Genomic DNA, 18,217 nt, shown 5'->3' on the forward strand with positions numbered 1-18,217 from the left:
AGTTCCGGTCAGCCCGCCGCGCGAAGCCGCTCGGCGATCTGTTCCGGGGTGGCGTCGTTGATCCAGACCGCCATGCCCGACTCGGATCCGGCCAGGTACTTCAGCTTGTCCTTGGACCGCAGCACGGAGAACAGCTCCAGATGCAACCACGACAGCTCCCGGTCCCGCCGTACCGGAGCCTGCTGCCAGCCCGCGATATAGGGCAGCGGCCGGTCGTACAGCGCGTCGCATCGGCGCAGGACGTCCAGGTACACACGGGAAAAGTCGTCGCGTTCGGCGTCGGTGAGCGACGGGAGGTCCGGCACCTGCCGGTGCGGCACGATCTGGACGTGCACCGGCCAGCGCGCGGCCGGCGGCACGAAAGCCGTCCAGTGCTCGCCCGCGGCGATCACGCGCTCGCCGGATTTCTGTTCCGCAGCCAGCACCTCGCCGAGCACCGATCCGCCGTGTTCCCGCGCGACCGCCAGCATCCGCTCGGTCTTCGGCGTGACGAACGGATAGCCGTAGATCTGGCCGTGCGGATGCGAGAGCGTGACGCCGATTTCCTCGCCGCGGTTCTCGAACGGGAAGACCTGTTCCACGCCAGGCGTCCGCGCGAGCGCGTCGGTGCGGTCGGCCCAGGCGTCCACCACGAGGCGCACCTGTTCCGGAGTCAGCCGGGAGAACGCGCCGTCGTGATCGCTGGTGAAGCACACGACCTCACAGCGGCCGAGGCCCGGCGCGGTCGGCACCAGCCCCAATCCGTCTACAGTGGACGGCTCGCCGACAGCCTGCTGCGAAAAAGACGGGAACCGGTTCTCGAACACGACCACGTCGTAGTCGGCTTCGGGGATTTCGCTCGGTTTCCCCGGCCGGGTCGGGCAGAGCGGGCAGAGATCGGCGGGCGGTTTGTACGTGCGCGTCTGCCGATGCGCCGCCATCGCGACCCACTCGCCGGTCAACGGGTCGCGGCGGATCTCCGAGGCCGCGGCGACCGGCGGCAGGTCCCGGGTGTCGGCGGCGAGCCGCTCGTGGGCGTCGGTGTGGTCGAAATAGATGATCTCCCGGCCGTCGGCCAGGTGCCGCACAGTGCGTTTCACGCTTCTTCTGCCTCGAGGTTCTCCGCCGTTTCGGCGATCATGAGTTCTCCGACCCGCTCCGCGAGATCTTCCCGCGCGCGGTCGTCCAGGCCGTCGTCGGTCACCACGACCTGCGCTTCTTCCAGGTCCGCGATCGTGGAAATGCCGACCGTGCCCCACTTCGTGTGGTCGGCGAGCACCACCAGCCGCCGCCCGGCCTCCACCAGCGCGCGGTCGGTCTCGCTCTCGGTGAGGTTCGGGGTGGTGAACCCGGGCCCCACCGCCATCCCGTGCACGCCGAGGAACACCAGGTCGAGGTGCAGCGTCCGCAGGCTCTGCACGGCGACCGGGCCGACCAGCGCGTCCGACGGAGTACGCACCCCGCCGGTGAGGACCACCGTGCGGTCCGGCTGTCCCGCATTGCGCAGCACGTCGGCGACCTGGATCGAGTTGGTCACGATGGTGAGGCCCTCGATGCCGTCGAGCGCGTGCGCGAGCGTCCAGGTGGTGGTGCCCGCGGACAGGCCGATCGCGGTGCCCGGTTTGACGAGGGTGGCCGCCAGCTGGGCGATAGCTTCCTTCTGCGCGCGCTGGCGCACCGATTTCGCCTCGAACCCCGGCTCGTCGGTGCTCTTGCCGACCAGCGACGTCGCGCCGCCGTAGACCTTCTCGACCAGGCCGCGGCCGGCGAGCACGTCGAGGTCGCGGCGGACCGTCATGTCGGAGACGCCGAGCCTCGCGACGAGGTCACTGACCCGGACCGCACCGGTCCGGCGTGCTTCCTCGAGGATCACCGCCTGTCGCTGCCGCGCGAGCACCGCCACTCCCCAAGCACACCCATCAACTGCACAAAATCCTACACGATTCAACATCAGGTGTGTGCGACGTGCAGATCAAGCGTCCCCCTGCCGGGCGACGGCCAAGCGTGGCGGGCGATTCAGGCGACGGGCGCCCCCGGTAGCCGGATGGTGAGCAGGGCCCCGCCTTCCGGTGCCCGGTTGGCGTAAACCGTGCCGCCGTGCCGTTCGGCGGCGTGCTTCACGATCGCCAGGCCAAGGCCGGATCCGGGCAGGGTGCGCGCCTCCGACGAGCGGTAGAAACGGTCGAACACCTTGGGCAAGTCTTCGTCGGCGATGCCGGGGCCGGAGTCCGCGACCTCGACCACCGCGGTCCCGTCGCCGAGCGGACGCAGAGTGACGCGCACCCGCGAACCCTGCGGCGAAAACTTCACCGCATTGTCCAGCAGGTTCAGCACCGCCCGTTCGAGCGAGCTGTTGTCGCCGGTGAGCACCCACGGCTGCAGCGCGACCTCGAACTCGATCTCGCCCGCCCGGCGGCGCGCCCGGTCGAGCGCGCGCTCGACCACGTCCATCAGGTCGACGCGTTCGGCCTGCTCGCGCGGTTCGTCTTGCCGCGCCAGCTCCACCAGGTCGCCGATCAGCTGGGTGAGCTCGTCGAGCTGGCCGCGGATGTCGGCCTCGATGTCGGCGCGGTCCTCGTCCGGAAGGGACGGCGCGCCCGGACGGCTGGCCGACAGCAGCAATTCCAGGTTGGTGCGCATCGAGGTCAGCGGGGTGCGCAGTTCGTGTCCCGCGTCGGCGACCAGCTGCCGCTGTCGTTCCTGCGAGTCCGCGACCGTGCCGAGCATGATGTTGAAGCTGTGCGTGAGCCGGGCGAGTTCGTCGTCGCCGCTCACCGGGATCGGACGCAGGTCGCCGGTCGCGGCCACCCGCTCGGCGGCCGACGTCAGCCGGTCGACCGGGCGCAGGCCCGCGCGCGCGACCGCCGTGCCCGCGCCGGCGGCCACTACGATCCCGGCACCGCCGACCAGGAACAGCACCACGGACAGCTGGTTCAGCGCTCGCATCGTCGGAGCCATCGACTGCGCCAGCACGATCGCCTGCCCGTGCCCGAGCGGCACCGCGACCACCCGCATGCCGGTGGTCGCGTCGGTGCGCAGCGACTGCGGCAGCAAGCCGGTCGCGACGCGCATTTCGGCCGGGCCCACCGGCGGCCGGGTGCCCGGCTGCGGGTAGATCAGGTCGCCGGTGATGCCGTTGAGCTGGCCGATCTGCAGGTCGGCGCTGGCCAGCAAGGCACCCGGCACCTCGCGCAGCTGGTCGGTCGGCACCTGCGGCGAGTTCGCCGCGGCCTGTGCGCGGGCAAGCAGGTTGTCGTCGAGCTGGGTGAGGAGGTTGTTGCGCACCACGAGGTACGCGCACAAGGACACGAGTGCCACCGCGCCCGCCACGCACGCGGCGGCCAGCAGCGTGACGCGGCCGCGCAGCGAGAACCGGCGGGTGCTCCACCGGGTGCCCCGCGGATCGGGGACCTCCCCCGCCGGCGCGGCCTGCTCGCCCGCCGGATCGTCGGTCACGGCGGGGTCTCGCGCAGGACGTACCCCACTCCACGCACCGTGTGGATCAGCCGAGGTTCGCCCTCCGCCTCCGTCTTGCGGCGCAAATAGCCGACGTAGACCTCCAGCGCGTTGCCCGACGTCGGGAAGTCGTAACCCCATACTTCCTCCAGGATCCTTCCGCGGGTCAGCACGTGCTTGGGGTACGAGAGGAACAGCTCGAGCAGCGCGAACTCGGTGCGGGTGAGACTGATCTCGCGACCCCCACGGCGGACCTCGCGAGTGCCCGGGTCCAGCGTGAGGTCGGCGAACGACAGCACCTCGGACGTCTCGCCCTGCTGGCCCTCCGGCGCGGCACGGCGCAGCAGCGCGCGCAGCCGGGCGAGCAGTTCCTCCAAGGCGAACGGCTTCGGCAGGTAGTCGTCGGCGCCGGCGTCGAGGCCGGAGACCCGGTCGGAGACGGTGTCGCGGGCGGTCAGCACGAGAATCGGCAGGTCGTCGCCGGTGCTGCGGAGCCGGCGGGCCACTTCGAGCCCGTCGAGACGCGGCATCATCACGTCGAGAACCATCGCGTCCGGACGGTTGGCGAGGATCGTCTCCAACGCCTGCGCACCATCGCTCGCGAGCTCCACGGTGTAGCCGTTGAACTCCAAAGACCGCCTGAGCGATTCACGGACGGCACGGTCGTCGTCCACTACGAGGATGCGCATGCCGTCAGTCTTACGCAGAGTGCTGAGACCCGCCTAAGAACACACGCAGAACACACAAAGAGCATTCCCGGCCGGCCCCGGGGCAAGAGGCATATTCACACTGGCCGCGCCCGGGATCGCGGACGCGAAAGTCACAACGAACGCTCTTCCGGCGGCCGCGCGACCGGAGCGTTCCAGTGTCGCCAGAGCGTAAGCACGCGGATCGCGACCACGACCACCGCCGAGAAGGTCGTGACCGCTCCGGCCGGAAGGCTCAGCGAGTGTCCCGCCCAGACGCACACCGCGCCGGTCAGCGCGGCCATCGCGTAGATCTCCTTGCGGAGCACGAGCGGGATCTCCCGCAGCAGCAGGTCGCGGAGCGCGCCGCCGCCGATGGCGCTGGTCATGCCGATCAGGCACGCGGCATAACCGGTCGCGCCCGCGTTGAGCGCCAGCGTCGTCCCGGCCGTCGCGAACACGCCGAGCCCGACCGCGTCCGCGAGCAGCACGGCGTGCCGCAGCCGGGCGACCTGCGGATGGAAGGCGAAGACGACCAGTGCCGTCGCCGCGCAAACGGCCAGGTACGGCCAGTTGCGCAGCGACGTCGGCGGATGGATGCCGAGGAGCACGTCGCGGATGATGCCGCCGCCGAGCGCCGTGGTCAGGCCGACCACGACGACGCCGAACACGTCCAGCCGCGCCCGGACCGCGGCCAGCGCCCCGGACGCCGCGAACGCCACCAGCCCGAGGAACTCGAGCGCGGTCAGCAGCATCTGCTGGTTCTACTGGTCGAGAAGCCCGCCGCGGTAGGCCAGCAGCGCGGCCTGCACCCGGTTGGCCGCGCCGATCTTCGACAGCACCGCCGAGACGTATCCCTTCACCGTCGCCTCGGACAGGTGCAGCCGCCCGCCGATCTCGGCATTCGACAGGCCCTGCCCGATCAGCGCGACGACCTCGCGTTCGCGTTCGGACAGCGAGGCCAGGAGCTTGCGCGCCGGCTGCGCGGCCCGCTGCTCGTCGCGGTGGCTCTGCACCATGCGCACGGCCACGCCCGGGTCGAGGACGGCGCCGCCTTTGGCCAGGTCGCGCACGGCCCGCAGCAACGCCGCCGGGTCGATGTCCTTCAGCAGGAAGCCGTTGGCGCCGAGACGCAGCGCGAGGCTGACGTACTCGTCGATGTCGAAGGTGGTGAGCATGGCGACTGTCGGCGGATCGGGCAGCGCGAGAATGGCCCGAAGCGCGCGAATGCCGTCGTCCGGGGCGCGCATCTTGATGTCGAGCAGCGCGACGTCAGGGTGATAGCGACGGGCGACCTCGACCGCCGATCTGCCGTCGCTTGCCTCGCCCACGATCTCGATGTCCGACGCCCCGGACATCATGGCGCGCAGCCCCGACCGAACTAGTTCCTCGTCGTCGGCGAACATGAGCTTGATCAACGAAGCCCTCCGGCAGACCGTGGGTTGGAGGCGGCTCCCCGCACCCGTTACGGAAGATTACCTACTGTTGTTCACGGTTTCGAAACCAGACACGACCAGGTGACTCGACTGGTCCACCGGAGCGGCTGGGAACAGCCGTCGACCCGGTTGCAGGTCACCCACTTGAGTGACTTCATGAGGTGGGTCTCACCGGGTTGCCGAACCGATCCAGAGAGGACGGCTGTTCATCGGCCGCACACCATCGATGCGGCGGCGGACGGTTCCGCCAGCACGGCGCTGTAGCCCGCGATGAAACGCCGCGAGCAATACCCCGTCACCCTCGAAAGTGGCGTCCCGGGCAGTTCTCCCCATCGGCGTCCGGCCTGCGGTCGCGGACGGCCGTGCGCAGCAGGTTGGCCACGTCGGCCGCTCGGTCCAGGAAGAGGTCTTCCTTGCGCGCGAAGTGGTTGAAGACGGTCACGCTGGAGACTCCGGCCTCGCGTGCGACCTCGGCGACCGTGACGGCTTCGTACCCGCGCTCAAGAAACAGCCGGTTCGCGACCTCCAGGATCCGGGCGCGCGTCTGCGGACCACCGCGTTCGCTGGTTGTGGGCATTCGGCCTCCTGGTCGGCGGCGGCGGAGCAGAGGCGTTTTCTTGCCCGGCATGGATCGCTGGCCGGACGCCGGAGCTGACAAAAACGTTTGCCCCAGGCCGCCCCCTTCGCTACTGCTGAGCAGAACAAGCAGGCGGGGAGGCCATGCGATGACGGACGAGCGCAAGACTTTCGAGGTCAGGGTCGGCCTCTACGCGACCGAGGACCGGGCACGGGAGCTGATCGAGCAGATCAAGCTGCTGCTGTGCCCCGAACCCGAGCACAGGTCGCCCTGCCCGGCCCCCTGGGCGATCGGCTTGCTGTCCGAGGACGAGTTCCCCGCCGATCTCAGCTACCCGGAGCTCAAACAGCAGTACCTGATCGAACGCGGCCAGGAGTAGACCGCACCCATGCCGTCCGGTTATCGCCGGATAGCGAACCAGTCTTGGACGCCGACCTCGCGGGCGGCCGAAACTTGAGGCATGGACCGCACAATCCCCGTCATTCGCCTCCCTGTTCCCGGTATCCGTCGAGCAGCAGCTTCGTAGTCAGTTCAATGTGGTCCCGCAGCGCCTCGACCGTGCCCGGGACGTCTCGTTCGATCGCGCGCTCGCAGATCAGCCGGTGCTCCGCGGCGACGTCCCGGCGACCGCCCTCGCTCGAAGCGCGCGCCCAGCATCGGTAGACCTCGGCGGATTCGCGCAGTTGCGTCGCCACCGCGCGCAGGTGCTGGTTGGGGCAGCCCTCCAGCAGAACCTGATGGAACCGGGCGTGCGCGGCCAGCCATCGCTCGTTGATCGCGTCTGACTCGTCGGTGAACGTGGTGCGGGCCAGATTGTGGTGGGCCGCGAGCAGATCGGATTCCCATTCGATGGTGCCGTGCGCGAGCGATTCGCGGACCACGTGCGTTTCGACGACCACGCGCGCCTCGGTGAGGTCTTGCAAGGTGTCCGGGGCGACATCGATGACCCGGAATCCTTGCTGCGGCGCGAAAGTCGCGAGCCCCTGGCCGACGAGCCGGGGAAGGGCTTCGCGCAGGACGCCGCTGCTGGCGTCGTAGTCGCCTTTGAGCGCTTCCACTCGCAGGCGCGATCCGGGTGCGTGCCGGCCGTTGAGGATGTCGGCGCGAAGACGCAGGTAGACGTCCTCGACGCGGGTCGTGCTCCGAGCGGCAGTCATGTCGCAGATCGTACCCGGTTACGCAGACCAAGCAGAATCTCGAGATTTAGTTGACTTATCGAGATTAGCCGGTGTTCACTGACCGGGACGCAGCGGAAGGACGCGGAAAATGAAAACGACGACTCGGGCGGGCCGGATGTGCCTCGTGCTCGACGACAGGGTGATCGACGTCGAGGGGGCGAGCGGCGGGCGGTTCCCGGCCGATCCGCTCGCGGTTTTCGAGCGCTGGACCGAGTTCGCGGAGTGGGCGCGAGCGACGACCGACGGGCCGGCCGTACCCGGGGGTCAGGCGGGGAGCCCTTCGCCGAGGCCGCGGCAGATCTTCGCCATCGGGTTGAATTACCGGGAACACGCGCAGGAAGCGGGGCTCGGCCTTCCGGAGTCGCCGGCCACTTTCACCAAGTTCGGCACCTCCCTTGCCGGTCCGGAGACCGAGCTGAGACTGCCCAGCGAGTTTGTCGACTGGGAAGCGGAACTCGTGGTCGCGATCGGCCGCCGGGCCGAGAAAACCGCGGCCGAGGACGCCTGGCTGCACGTCGCGGGATTGACCGCGGGGCAAGACTTTTCCGAACGGGTCGTGCAGGCGGCGGGGCCGGTGCCGCAGTTTTCGCTCGGCAAGTCATTCCCCGGGTTCGCTCCGACCGGGCCGGTGCTGGTGACCGCCGACGAGTTCGCCGACCCCGACGACCTCGCGATCGAGTGCCTCGTCAACGGCGAGAGCGTGCAGAAGGCGCGCACGTCCTCCATGGTCTTCCCGGTCGCCGAGCTGATCGCCCGGCTGTCCGCGGTGTGTCCGCTGCTGCCTGGCGACCTCATTTTCACGGGCACACCCGCGGGCGTCGGGCATTCGCGCTCCCCTCGCCGCTACTTGCGGCCTGGCGACGAGGTGGTCACGCAGATCGAGGGCATCGGACAGCTCCGGCAGACCTGCGTCGCCGGGTGAAAGGAGCAATTCCATGGCACTGCACAGATTGAAGTCGCTGACCGTCGGCGTGCCCGACGTCGCAGGCACCGCCGGCTACTACGCCGACTTCGGGCTCACGCAGCTCTCGCCGGGCAGATTCGCCACGGTCGAGGGCGGCGAGCAGTTCGTGCTCAAGCAGTCGCGAGTTCGCCGCCTCCTGGGCCTCACCGTCGCTGTCGACGACGCTGACGACCTCGGCCGCATCGCCGCGAACCTCGACCGGCTAGGCGTTCCGGTGCAACGCGACGCAGAAGCCCTGCGCGCCCGGGAACCGATCGCGGACATCGCGGTCGAAGCGGTAGTCGCACCGCGGCTGGTACGCGCACCGGCACCGGCGACTCCGTACAACGGCCCGGGTCGGCTGGACCGCCCCGACACCCGGGCGCCCGTGCTCTCCCGGACCGAACCGGTGCGGCCGCTCGCGCTGGGGCACGTCGTGATCGGGACGGTCGAGCAGGAGTCGACCCAGCGGTTCTTCACCGACGGCATCGGGTTCAAGGTCAGCGATGTGGTGCCGGGCCGGGCCGCGTTCCTGCGGTGCTCCACCGATCACCACAATCTGCTGGTACAGCAGGCTCCGCTCAATTTCCTGCACCACACCTCCTGGCAGGTGTCCGATGTGGACGACGTCGGGCGGGGCGCGATGAGCATGCTCGCCGACCATCCGGAACGCCACGTCTGGGGACTGGGCCGCCACCACATCGGGTCGAACTTCTTCTGGTATCTCAAGGATCCCGCCGGGAACTTCGCCGAGTACTACTCCGATATGGACGCCATCGTCGACGACCAGCTCTGGACGCCGAGGTCGTTCGAGGGCATCCAGTCGCTCTACGCATGGGGTCCGCCGCCCCCGCCGTCGTTCATCAATCCGGAAGACCTGGCGGCGCACATGACCGGCGCGCACGCAGAAGGCAGCTGAACCGAAAGGCCATCGTCTTGCGTTACATCGCTATGGAGGAAGCATTCGCGCTTCCTGAGTTGCAGGCCGGATACCCAGTGCCCAAGACGGAAACCGCCGCGCGGTGGGTCGAGGCCTGGGGAAAACGGCTGTGCGACTACACCACTTACCGGCTGCCGGAAATGGACGAGCACGGCATCGACGTCCAGGTGCTTTCCCTGACCGCGCCGGGCATCCAGGGGCTGGCCGACGCTGACCGGGCAGTCAAAGACGCCCGGATCGCCAATGACCACTTGGGCGAGGTCATCGCTGCCCACCCGGATCGGTTCCGCGGCCTGGCCGCATTACCGCTTCAGGACCCCGAGGCAGCGGTAGCGGAACTCCACCGCGCCGTCGGCACGCTCGGGCTCAGCGGCGCGCTCGTCAACGACCACACCAACGGCACCTACCTCGATGATCCGTGCTACGAACCGGTGTGGGCCGCGCTCGAGGAGCTGGACGTGCCGCTTTACCTCCACCCGGGCGCTCCCCCAGCAGAACCGTGGCAGGTGCTCGAGGGGCGGCCCGAGCTGCGGGGTCCATTGTGGAGCTGGGCAGCGGAGACCAGCGGACACGCTCTCCGGCTAGTCTTCGGCGGGGTTTTCGACCGGCATCCGGGTGCCACGCTCATTCTCGGCCACCTCGGCGAGTTCCTGCCGTTTCAGCTCGCCCGGCTGGATTCGCGCTACGACCGGCAGGAGCACCGGACACTCGCGCGGAAACCGTCGGAGTATTTCGGCGCCAACATCCTGATCACCACCAGCGGTGTTTGTTCTCCTGCCGCGCTGGCCGGCGCGATCCTGACTGTCGGCGCGGACGCGATCATGTTCGCCGTCGACTATCCCTTTGAAGACACCGCCGAGGCAGTCCGGTTCCTCGAACAAGCACCGATCAGCAATCGGGACCGGGAAAAGATCAGCCATGGCAACGCCGAACGGGTTTTGCGCCTTTCCTCGGACAAGGCAAGCACGTGAGGACGATGCCGTGGCGAGCCATCGCGATCGGGCTGGCCGTCATGACGCTGGAAGGGTACGACCTCGTCGCTTTCGGCGCGACGACGCCGCTGTTGCTCCGGCACGAGCCGTGGCACCTTTCCCTTCCTGAATTAGGCACGTTGGGCAGCCTCACCCCGGTGGGCATGCTCTTCGGCGCCCTGCTGGTCGGGCCGCTCACCGATCGATACGGACGACGCCGAACGACCTTGCTCAGCATCGCGCTCGTCTCGCTGGGAATGTTCGCGTGCGCGTGCGCCCCCAACCCAGAGCTGTTCGGCGCCAGCAGGCTCGTCGTCGGCCTGGGCGTCGGCGCGGTCTACCCGGCGATGGGGCCGCTGATCTTCGAACTGGCACCGCCGAAACGGAAGAACCTCAGCTCGGCGATAGTCCAATGTGGAGTCACTGTAGGCGGTTCGCTGGCCGCCGTCGTGGCCGCGGCTTTCCTGGACGGGGACAACTTCCGGCCGGAGTATCTCGTCGGGGGCGTCGTCGGGCTGATTCTGGTGCCGATGACCTACCGCTGGCTGCCCGAATCGCCGGTATATCGGCGAGAGCCCGCTGGGGCGCGCGGCTTGCGCGTTGTGCTGCGTCCGCCGTATACCGGAACGACCGCGCTGTTCTGCGTCATGGTGATCTGTTCGTTCTTGCTCATTTTCGGGATCAACACCTGGCTTCCGCAGCTGATGCAGGCGGCTCGGTATCCGCTGGATTCCTCGCTGATGTTCCTCACCCTGCTCAATGTCGGCGCGACCGTCGGCGGCCTCGCGATCGCGGTGCTCGCCGACCGGGCAGGGTCGAGAGTCCCCATCATCGCTTGCTTTGTCGTCGCCGCGGGCGCGATGGCCGCCTTGAGCATCCGGTCGCCGTTGATCGTGCTTTCCGTGATCGTGCTGATCGGCGGTGCGGGCGCGTTCGGCGTGCAGGGGCTGATCAACGTGTACATCGCCCGCACTTATCCGGCGCACGCCAGGGCCAGCGCGATCGGGGTCGCGCTGGGCATCGGCCGGATCGGCGCGATCGCCGGACCGGTACTGGGCGGATGGGTCCTCGCCGCCGGTTTCGCACCACAGTGGAATTTCATTCTTTTCGCGGTGCCAGCGATCTTCGGAGCGCTCCCCACCGTTGCCATCGGGAACTTCCGCCGCGCCGCGGACACACCCACGTCGCAGCCGATCGAAGAACCGGCTTGAGCGAAGGAACAGTCATGGACACTTACGACGTCGCTGTCGTGGGCTGCGGTCCGGTCGGTTTGACCCTTGCACGGTTGCTCAGCGCGAAAGGGCTCCGGGTCGCCGCGATCGATCCGAACCGGATCGTCTGCCACCATCCGCGAGCCACCCATCTCGACGACGAATCGATGCGCCTCCTGCAAACGCTGGGCGCGGCCGACCTGGAGCAGTGGTTCCTGCGGCAGAGCGGGTGGACGCTGCAACTGCCGGACGGAACGCCGTTCCTCGAATTCGCCCACCCCCGAGACGAATCCGGACAAGGCTGGCGTACGGATTACCAGTTCCACCAACCGGATTTCGAATCCCGGCTGCGAGGTCTGCTCGCGAGCGACCCGAACGTCGACCTCTGGTTCGGCTGGTCCGTCACCGCGATCACCCAAGACACCGACTCAGTCAGTCTCACCGTGACCGACCGGGACCAGATCAAGACGCTAAAAGCGGCCTACGCAGTTGGATCAGACGGAGCTAATTCTTTCGTCCGGCAATTAATGGGTGCCGAGATCGAAGACTTGGAAGGCACCCAACGCTCGCTCATCGTCGACATCCATCCGTTCCAGCATCCGCCCGCGCTTCCCGCGAAATCCGGGTTCATCCTGTGCCAGGGGCAGCGTCCGATTACTTACGTGCCGATCTTTCCCCCGATGCTGCGGTTCGAATTCATGCTTCTCGACGGGGACGACGCAGTCGCACTCGAACGACCGCAGGCGGTCTACGACGCGCTCAGCCGCTGGATCGAACCGGGCAGCTACCGCATCATGCGAGCCGGTACTTACGAATGGCACGCACGGCTCGTGCACGGATGGCGTTCGGGAAGGCTGTTCCTCGCCGGTGACGCCGCCCATGAGATGCCGCCGATGCTCGGACAGGGCATGTGTTCCGGGCTCCGCGACGCGGCCAACCTCGCCTGGAAACTCGCCGCGGTCGTCCAGGGCGTCAGTCCCGACAGCCTGCTCGACACCTACGAGAGCGAGCGCGCCCCGCACGTTCGCCCCTACATCGCCGAATCCGCCCGGCAGGCCAACCTTGTCGAGTCCTTCGGCATCGGCGCCACCCACCCGGAGCTGGCGGAACCCCAGACCCTCGAACCACTGCGGCCGCCGCTCGGTCCGGGCCTCAACGGACAATCCGGCGACGCGGTCGGCCGGCTCAGCCCACAGCCCCGGGCCGCCGATGGAACGCGGCTTGACGACGTCACCGGCTACAACTTCGTCGTCGTGGGCAAGCAGACCGTGTCGGCAGAGATCGAGCAGTTGTGGCACCAGCTTGACGTCACAGTGGTCGAGGACGCCGGCCCGGTGATCGAAGAGTGGCTGGCCACGAATTCGGCAACCGCGGCCATCATCCGCCCGGACCGCTACGCGTTCGCCCTCGCCGCCGACACCGCGGAACTGGAAACAGCGACGAAGGAACTCGCGCGGCGCATGGAGGTGCGCGCATGAAGCCTTACAGAACAGGGATGATCTGGGGCGAAGGACCGCGTTGGCACCAAGGCGCGCTGTGGCTGTCGGACACTCAGGGCAGTCGATTGTGGACGGATCACGGCGGCAACTGGAGCGCCATGCAGCTGGAGTCCCCGGCTAACGGGCTGTGGTTCTTGCCCGACGGCAGGCTCACCGCGGCCATGATGCACGAGAACCGCATCGGCGTCTGGACCGACGGACAGTTCGCCACCTACGCGGATCTCAGTGGAGTGGCTACCGGCCCGCTCGGCGATCTCGTCGGCGACGAGCAGGGCAACCTGTACGTCGACGACGTCGGTTTTGGCGCTGGGCAAGCACCTCGGCCAGGCCGTCTGCTGCGAGTCGCCGTTGACGGTTCAGTCACCGTCGCCGCCGAGAACATCGACTTCCCCAACGGCCTCGCCTTCATCGACAACGGGCGCACCCTGATCGTCGCCGAGACCACTGCGCAACGGCTGACCGCCTTCACCGTGGGCGCGGACGGGACGCTGACCGACCGGCGTCTCTATGCCGACCTCGCCGAACTGGTCGGCCCGCACGCTCGTCCGGACGGAATCTGGCCGGTGCCCGAAGGAATCTGGGTGGCGACCACCACCGGACACGCAGTCGTGCTGGTCCAGGACAACGAGATGCGCACCAAGATCAGCACGGGTGCCGCGTTCCCCATCGCGTGCTGCAGCGACGGCGACCGGCTGTTCGTCACCCTCGCCGACACCGGCGGACGGCCGCTGCTCGAAGCCCTCGCGGCCAAAGCCGTGCAGACCACGGTCGCGGAATTGGAGCTTGAATGACCAGCTGGGTCCCGGTGCCGGAAGCGCGGATCACCGATTTCGCCCGGTACGCCTCGGCCCGCACCGGCCGCGAGCTGACCGGCGGATACCGGACGCTGTGGGAATGGTCGGTGCAGGACCTCGACGGCTTTTGGTCCGCGGTATGGGATTACTTCGGACTGCCCGCGCGTGCGGAGGGGCAGCCAGCGTTGGCTGTCGAGGCGATGCCGGGCAGCGTTTGGTTCCCGGGGAGCACGCTGAACTATGCGGCCGAGGTGTTCCGCGGCCGCGATGAGGCCGCCACCGCGGTGATCGCGGTGACCGAGGACACCGCTCCGGTCAAGCTGAGCTGGGGTGAGCTGCGGCGTCAAGTCGGGTCCGTCGCCGCGGCCCTGGCTGAACTGGGCGTGTCGCCCGGCGACCGGGTCGTGGGGTATCTGCCCAATTCGGCGGAGGCGATCGTGGCGTTCCTGGCCACCGCGAGTCTCGGGGCGATCTGGGCCGGATGCGGTTTGGACTACGCCGGATCGGCTGCGCTGGCCCGGTTCGCTCAGCTCGCGCCAACCGTGTTGATCACCGCCATTCGATCCCAGCACGGTGGTCGCGTCGTCGAACGCCAAGCAGACGTGACGGCTTTGCGGGCTGGACTGTCCACTTTGGTCGCGACTGTGGTCATCGACGATCCGGCCTCGGCGCCCGGAGCGATTCCGTGGTCATCGATCACCGGCGGGGACCATGCCCTGGCACCCGTGCCGGTCCTTTTCGAGCACCCGCTGTGGGTTCTGTTCTCATCGGGAACCACTGGCCGTCCTAAAGGGATAGTGCACGGCCACGGCGGCGTGGTCGTCGAGCAGCTGAAACATTCCGCGTTCCACCAAAACCTGACCTCCGGCGATCGGATCCTCTGGTACACCACGCCGAGCTGGATGCTGTGGAATTCTCTCGTCGGCGCTCTCCTGGTCGGAGCGACGGCGGTTTGCTACGACGGCAGTCCCGCGTTCGGTCGTCCGGATGCGTTGTGGGAGCTGGCCGCCCGTTTGCGGGTCACGACGCTGGGCACCAGTCCCGGATACCTGGCTTCCTGCCGCAAGGCCGGGGTCCGGCTCGGCGACCACGACCTGAGCGCGCTGGCCCGGCTCGGTGTCACCGGCTCGACGTTCCCGGCCGACCTGCACCGCTGGGTCGAGCACGAACTCAGGTCGAGGGTTCAGGTCGTGTCCAGCAGCGGCGGGACAGACGTCGTGACGGCCTTCGCGAGCGCCGCGCCCACCACCCCGGTGTGGCCAGGCGAATTGTCGGCCCCATGTCTCGGCGTCGCGCTCGATTCGTTGGGGCACAACGGGGAGCCGGTGCGCGGCACGGTCGGCGAATTGGTCGTGCGACGTCCGATGCCGTCCATGCCAGTGCAGTTTTGGAACGATCCCGACGGCACCCGGTACCGGGCCGCGTATTTCGACACGTTCCCGGGGACGTGGCGCCACGGCGACTGGACGACCATCACCGACCGCGGCTCGGTAATCATCCACGGCCGTTCAGACGCGACACTGAACCGGCACGGCGTGCGCATGGGTAGCAGCGACATTTATGGCCCAGTCGAAGAACTTCCGGAGATTCAGGAGGCTCTTGTCGTCGGTGTAGAGCAGCGTGACGGCGGGTACTGGATGCCGTTGTTCGTCACGATGACCGACGGGGTCGTTCTCGATGAAGCGCTGCGGCAACAGATCTTCGCGGCGATTCGTCGGGGTGCTTCGCCACGGCATGTTCCCGACGAGATCATTGCGGCACCGGGGATTCCGCACACCCGGACCGGGAAGAAGCTGGAGGTGCCGGTGAAACGGCTGCTTCTCGGGGACGATCCGGATGCCGTGGTCGATCCCGGCAGCGTGGACCAACCCGATCTTCTTGCCTGGTACCAGCAGCATCGTCGCGAGTGACGCGCTACCCCTCGGTCAAGCAGCGCTGCACCAGCGGTCCGAACCGGCTGACCAGCTCGTCGACCGACGCGGACGCGATCGGCTCGATCCGCACGACGTACCTCGCCACGGTGAGGCCCAAGAGCTGGACATTGACCATGCTTGCCCGGAACGCGGCGTCCGGGGTGTCGAGCAGCTTCGCCAGTCGCCCGGTGATCTCGCGGTCGATGTATTCGCGGAGCAGGGCGTCGGCTTGGTCGTCGGCCCGGGTGAGCATCGCGAGCGGGGTTCGGCCCGAGGCGTCGAGGTTCTCCACGAGCGTCCGGACGACGCGCTCGCCGAGACCGTCGAGCCCGCCGGCGAAGACTTCGTCGAGGGTGGGCGGGACCTGGGCAGACATCTCGATCGCGGCGGCGAACAGGCCCTGCTTGCTGCCGAAAAAGTAGAACACCATCCCGGGGTCGACGCCCGCCTCGCCCGCGACCGCGCGCACGGTGGTGCCGCCGTAGCCGTGCTCCCGGAACAACGCGCGCGCCGCGTCCAGGATCCGCTGCTTGCTCTCCGCCCCGGTTCGCCAGCGTCCGGGGCGGGCGGAAGAACTGTGCTCTGTCATGACGCCGGTGAGTCTAGCCGAGCTTTCTTCATCGTTGGTGGAGTTTCCCTCCGACGCGCGCTAGCCTTGAACTTCATCAGCGATGAAGAAACGGGGCTCGGGGATGAGAGTGGTCGTGATCGGCGCAGGTCTGGGCGGGTTGACGCTCGCGCAGGGCCTGCGCCAGGCGGGGATCGACGTCGCCGTGCACGAGCCGGACGGCGCACTGGGGCGGGCGCAAGGCGTCGGCTTGCACATCGACAACCGGGGCGCTGCGGCATTAGAGGGGTGCCTGCCCCCAGAGCACGCCGCGATGGCTGACGCCACGATGGGCGGGCTGCGCGACCAGACGCTTTCGGTGTCCGAAGTGGACGGAACGCTCGCCGTCGTGGACGCTCAACCGTCCGACGGTGTGGCAGGCCGAGCCCGGCCTGGGCGGCAGGCCCATCGCCCATTGCTGAGGGCGATCTTGTTGACCGGGCTGGAGGACGCCGTCCGATTCGAAGCGGAATTCACGCGGTTCGAGCGGCAAGCCGATGGCACTGTCCGGGCATGGTTTTCCGACGGCAGTACCGACACCGCTGACGTCCTGGTCGGCGCGGACGGTGTCGGTTCCGCGATCCGTCGGCAATACCTGCCACATGCGCGGGTGGTCGACACCGGACGTCGCATGGTCATGGGCGCGACTGCGTTGGCGGCAGTTGCCGAGCTGCCCGACCTTATCCGCGACAACCCTGCCGTCGCACGGATCCGCGGGGTGCTAGGCGCACTGCGGTTCGCCTCCCCGCCAGCCGTTGCCCGACAGCGATTGCTGCCCGCTTTACGCCACAGCGCGGTCTCCGTACTCGAGGACTACCTGATGTGGGCATTACCCGACCCCGCCGCGGAGCTTCCGGCCGCTCTGCGACGGGTCGTCGACGAGTCGTGGCCGGAGATGACGTCCACGCTGCGTATAGGGATGATCCCGCCGATACCTTTTTGGCCTGCCAGCCCGGTGACCGTCCTCGGCGATGCCATCCACCTGGCCCCGGGTTTCGGCGGCAACCTCGCGATGCAGGACGCGCACCGTCTCTGCGAGGCCCTGATCTCGGCGGACTGCGGCCAGTTCAGCTTGGTTGAGGCGATTGGCGCGTACGAAGATGCTTCTGTACCCGTTCCGGCAAAGGCGAGCAGATGAGGTTCGCACTTCTGACCGAGAAGTCGTTGACCTTGTTCGCTGCGGTGGGCGGCTGGCGGACGGTTGCCGAGGGGGTCGCGTCGCGGGTGGTGTTTCTGGTCGCCTATCTGGTGGCTGGCCAGGTGTCGACTGCCGCGCTGGTCGCGGTCGGCGGGGTGGTGGTGTTCGCGGCGGTTCGAGCGTTCACCGACCGGAAGTACTGGCAGGCAGGGATCGGGTTGGTGATCGTGGGGGCTTCGGCGTTGCTGGCTGGGAGCACTGGGAAGGCGGTGGACTTCTATTTGCCGGGAGTGCTGATGCAGGCGGCTGGGGGTGGGGTGTTCCTGCTGTCGATTCTGGTGCGGGTGCCGGTGATTGGGGTCGTGCTGGGGGCCGCGCGCGGGGAACGGTTCGGGTGGCGTCGTGATCCTTCGCGGCGGCGGGGGTATCAGCTGTGTACGGGGATCTTTTTGGCGAAGTATGTGGTTGCTACGGCGGTGTTGGTGCCGTTGTATCTGGGCGAGCGGGTGGTGCCGCTGGGGATTGCTGCGGTGTTGCTGGGCGGGGCGCCTGCAGTGGGGGCGTGCGGGTATTTGTGTTGGCGGGTGTTGCGGGCTCGGGGTGTGGTGGTTCGCTGAACTGTCCGAGCCCCGCGGTCCACGGACGGTGCAGAGAGGGTCGCACCTACTTCAGGCAAGCGCTACGGACCCGTCGACTCTTGACGATCACGGCCCCCATGCAAGGTTTCCAGACGAGCTACGGTCCAGTCGCGTTCTACGGCAGCGCCTCCAATAGCAAGAAATAGCAAAAGTGAGAACGCTCAGCTACGGAAGCCGCTCACGCATCGACGGGGTGCACCAGCGCAGGGCGGTCGACAACGACCGCCCCCGCCCCGACACGAGACGCGGCT

At 68.3% G+C, this 18,217-nt stretch carries 19 protein-coding genes; 10 read left to right on the top strand and 9 right to left on the bottom strand.

Going from position 1 to position 18,217, the window contains the following annotated elements; translation table 11 throughout:
• Nucleotides 1-8: 8 nt before the first annotated feature.
• The 7 genes from galT to ACWGIC_RS05195 form a co-directional block, all read right to left on the bottom strand.
• Nucleotides 9-1,079 (bottom strand): galactose-1-phosphate uridylyltransferase, encoded by a 1,071-nt coding sequence (gene galT, locus ACWGIC_RS05165; RefSeq protein ID WP_452074621.1) that lies wholly within the window; start codon nucleotides 1,077-1,079, stop codon nucleotides 9-11.
• Complete coding sequence (locus tag ACWGIC_RS05170) at nucleotides 1,076-1,876, bottom strand: DeoR/GlpR family DNA-binding transcription regulator (RefSeq protein WP_452074720.1); 801 nt, start codon at nucleotides 1,874-1,876, stop codon at nucleotides 1,076-1,078. Before ACWGIC_RS05170 ends, galT begins: the two co-directional genes overlap by 4 nt.
• 119 nt (nucleotides 1,877-1,995) lie before the next feature.
• On the bottom strand, nucleotides 1,996-3,435 hold the full coding sequence (locus tag ACWGIC_RS05175; protein WP_452074622.1) for a HAMP domain-containing sensor histidine kinase: 1,440 nt from the start codon (nucleotides 3,433-3,435) through the stop codon (nucleotides 1,996-1,998).
• Entirely contained in the window at nucleotides 3,432-4,124 is a 693-nt protein-coding gene (locus tag ACWGIC_RS05180) for a response regulator transcription factor (protein ID WP_452074623.1), read from the bottom strand. The genes ACWGIC_RS05175 and ACWGIC_RS05180 overlap by 4 nt, the downstream gene beginning before the upstream one ends.
• Before the next feature lie 131 nt (nucleotides 4,125-4,255).
• Nucleotides 4,256-4,876 carry a trimeric intracellular cation channel family protein gene (locus ACWGIC_RS05185; RefSeq protein ID WP_452074624.1) on the bottom strand — a complete coding sequence of 207 codons (621 nt, stop codon included), beginning with the start codon at nucleotides 4,874-4,876 and terminating at the stop codon, nucleotides 4,256-4,258.
• A gap of 9 nt (nucleotides 4,877-4,885) precedes the next feature.
• On the bottom strand, nucleotides 4,886-5,539 hold the full coding sequence (locus ACWGIC_RS05190; RefSeq protein WP_009083595.1) for a response regulator: 654 nt from the start codon (nucleotides 5,537-5,539) through the stop codon (nucleotides 4,886-4,888).
• Between the two features lie 313 nt (nucleotides 5,540-5,852).
• A complete protein-coding gene (locus tag ACWGIC_RS05195; protein ID WP_452074625.1) occupies nucleotides 5,853-6,134 on the bottom strand; it encodes a TetR/AcrR family transcriptional regulator in 282 nt (93 codons plus the stop codon).
• 148 nt (nucleotides 6,135-6,282) lie between these two features.
• On the opposite strand from ACWGIC_RS05195, the gene ACWGIC_RS05200 reads away from it, so the two are divergent.
• The gene (locus ACWGIC_RS05200) at nucleotides 6,283-6,513 is read left to right on the top strand and encodes a hypothetical protein (protein ID WP_452074626.1); all 231 of its coding nucleotides are present in this window, start codon (nucleotides 6,283-6,285) and stop codon (nucleotides 6,511-6,513) included.
• Between the two features lie 100 nt (nucleotides 6,514-6,613).
• On the opposite strand, the gene ACWGIC_RS05205 is transcribed toward ACWGIC_RS05200, so the two are convergent.
• Entirely contained in the window at nucleotides 6,614-7,291 is a 678-nt protein-coding gene (locus ACWGIC_RS05205) for a GntR family transcriptional regulator (protein ID WP_452074627.1), read from the bottom strand.
• A gap of 109 nt (nucleotides 7,292-7,400) precedes the next feature.
• Between ACWGIC_RS05205 and ACWGIC_RS05210 the strand changes: the two genes are divergently transcribed.
• The 7 genes from ACWGIC_RS05210 (at nucleotide 7,401) to ACWGIC_RS05240 (ending at nucleotide 15,580) form a co-directional block, all read left to right on the top strand.
• Nucleotides 7,401-8,234: a fumarylacetoacetate hydrolase family protein gene (locus ACWGIC_RS05210; RefSeq protein ID WP_452074628.1), complete on the top strand. Its 834-nt coding sequence runs from the start codon at nucleotides 7,401-7,403 to the stop codon at nucleotides 8,232-8,234.
• 13 nt (nucleotides 8,235-8,247) lie between these two features.
• Nucleotides 8,248-9,174: a VOC family protein gene (locus ACWGIC_RS05215; RefSeq protein ID WP_452074629.1), complete on the top strand. Its 927-nt coding sequence runs from the start codon at nucleotides 8,248-8,250 to the stop codon at nucleotides 9,172-9,174.
• A 77-nt stretch (nucleotides 9,175-9,251) separates the two neighbouring features.
• Nucleotides 9,252-10,166: an amidohydrolase family protein gene (locus tag ACWGIC_RS05220; protein ID WP_452074630.1), complete on the top strand. Its 915-nt coding sequence runs from the start codon at nucleotides 9,252-9,254 to the stop codon at nucleotides 10,164-10,166.
• Nucleotides 10,167-10,171: 5 nt separating this feature from the next.
• Nucleotides 10,172-11,377, top strand: a complete 1,206-nt coding sequence (locus tag ACWGIC_RS05225; RefSeq protein ID WP_452074721.1) for an MFS transporter — start codon at nucleotides 10,172-10,174, stop codon at nucleotides 11,375-11,377.
• A 14-nt stretch (nucleotides 11,378-11,391) separates the two neighbouring features.
• A complete protein-coding gene (locus ACWGIC_RS05230; protein ID WP_452074631.1) occupies nucleotides 11,392-12,855 on the top strand; it encodes a bifunctional 3-(3-hydroxy-phenyl)propionate/3-hydroxycinnamic acid hydroxylase in 1,464 nt (487 codons plus the stop codon).
• Entirely contained in the window at nucleotides 12,852-13,667 is an 816-nt protein-coding gene (locus ACWGIC_RS05235) for an SMP-30/gluconolactonase/LRE family protein (protein ID WP_452074632.1), read from the top strand. The genes ACWGIC_RS05230 and ACWGIC_RS05235 overlap by 4 nt, the downstream gene beginning before the upstream one ends.
• Nucleotides 13,664-15,580 (top strand): acetoacetate--CoA ligase, encoded by a 1,917-nt coding sequence (locus ACWGIC_RS05240; protein WP_452074633.1) that lies wholly within the window; start codon nucleotides 13,664-13,666, stop codon nucleotides 15,578-15,580. Before ACWGIC_RS05235 ends, ACWGIC_RS05240 begins: the two co-directional genes overlap by 4 nt.
• Before the next feature lie 4 nt (nucleotides 15,581-15,584).
• Here the strand turns inward: ACWGIC_RS05240 and ACWGIC_RS05245 are convergent, their stop codons facing one another.
• Complete coding sequence (locus tag ACWGIC_RS05245; protein ID WP_452074634.1) at nucleotides 15,585-16,172, bottom strand: TetR/AcrR family transcriptional regulator; 588 nt, start codon at nucleotides 16,170-16,172, stop codon at nucleotides 15,585-15,587.
• Nucleotides 16,173-16,275: 103 nt separating this feature from the next.
• Between ACWGIC_RS05245 and ACWGIC_RS05250 the strand changes: the two genes are divergently transcribed.
• Together ACWGIC_RS05250 and ACWGIC_RS05255 are read left to right on the top strand one after the other, a co-directional pair.
• Nucleotides 16,276-17,328 carry an FAD-dependent oxidoreductase gene (locus tag ACWGIC_RS05250; protein WP_452074635.1) on the top strand — a complete coding sequence of 351 codons (1,053 nt, stop codon included), beginning with the start codon at nucleotides 16,276-16,278 and terminating at the stop codon, nucleotides 17,326-17,328.
• Complete coding sequence (locus tag ACWGIC_RS05255) at nucleotides 17,325-17,945, top strand: DUF3159 domain-containing protein (protein WP_452074636.1); 621 nt, start codon at nucleotides 17,325-17,327, stop codon at nucleotides 17,943-17,945. The genes ACWGIC_RS05250 and ACWGIC_RS05255 overlap by 4 nt, the downstream gene beginning before the upstream one ends.
• Nucleotides 17,946-18,217 lie beyond the last annotated feature (272 nt).

Source organism: Amycolatopsis sp. NPDC054798, assembly GCF_053611505.1.

Coding starts and splice junctions, on each gene's coding strand:
- ACWGIC_RS05225 (WP_452074721.1), top strand. CDS start 10,172: ATGCCGTGGCGAGCCATCGCGATCGGGCTGGCCGTCATGACGCTGGAA.
- ACWGIC_RS05180 (WP_452074623.1), bottom strand. CDS start 4,124: ATGCGCATCCTCGTAGTGGACGACGACCGTGCCGTCCGTGAATCGCTC.
- ACWGIC_RS05185 (WP_452074624.1), bottom strand. CDS start 4,876: ATGCTGCTGACCGCGCTCGAGTTCCTCGGGCTGGTGGCGTTCGCGGCG.
- ACWGIC_RS05230 (WP_452074631.1), top strand. CDS start 11,392: ATGGACACTTACGACGTCGCTGTCGTGGGCTGCGGTCCGGTCGGTTTG.
- ACWGIC_RS05195 (WP_452074625.1), bottom strand. CDS start 6,134: ATGCCCACAACCAGCGAACGCGGTGGTCCGCAGACGCGCGCCCGGATC.
- ACWGIC_RS05210 (WP_452074628.1), top strand. CDS start 7,401: ATGAAAACGACGACTCGGGCGGGCCGGATGTGCCTCGTGCTCGACGAC.
- ACWGIC_RS05245 (WP_452074634.1), bottom strand. CDS start 16,172: ATGACAGAGCACAGTTCTTCCGCCCGCCCCGGACGCTGGCGAACCGGG.
- ACWGIC_RS05240 (WP_452074633.1), top strand. CDS start 13,664: ATGACCAGCTGGGTCCCGGTGCCGGAAGCGCGGATCACCGATTTCGCC.
- ACWGIC_RS05235 (WP_452074632.1), top strand. CDS start 12,852: ATGAAGCCTTACAGAACAGGGATGATCTGGGGCGAAGGACCGCGTTGG.
- ACWGIC_RS05250 (WP_452074635.1), top strand. CDS start 16,276: ATGAGAGTGGTCGTGATCGGCGCAGGTCTGGGCGGGTTGACGCTCGCG.
- ACWGIC_RS05215 (WP_452074629.1), top strand. CDS start 8,248: ATGGCACTGCACAGATTGAAGTCGCTGACCGTCGGCGTGCCCGACGTC.
- ACWGIC_RS05255 (WP_452074636.1), top strand. CDS start 17,325: ATGAGGTTCGCACTTCTGACCGAGAAGTCGTTGACCTTGTTCGCTGCG.
- ACWGIC_RS05205 (WP_452074627.1), bottom strand. CDS start 7,291: ATGACTGCCGCTCGGAGCACGACCCGCGTCGAGGACGTCTACCTGCGT.
- ACWGIC_RS05200 (WP_452074626.1), top strand. CDS start 6,283: ATGACGGACGAGCGCAAGACTTTCGAGGTCAGGGTCGGCCTCTACGCG.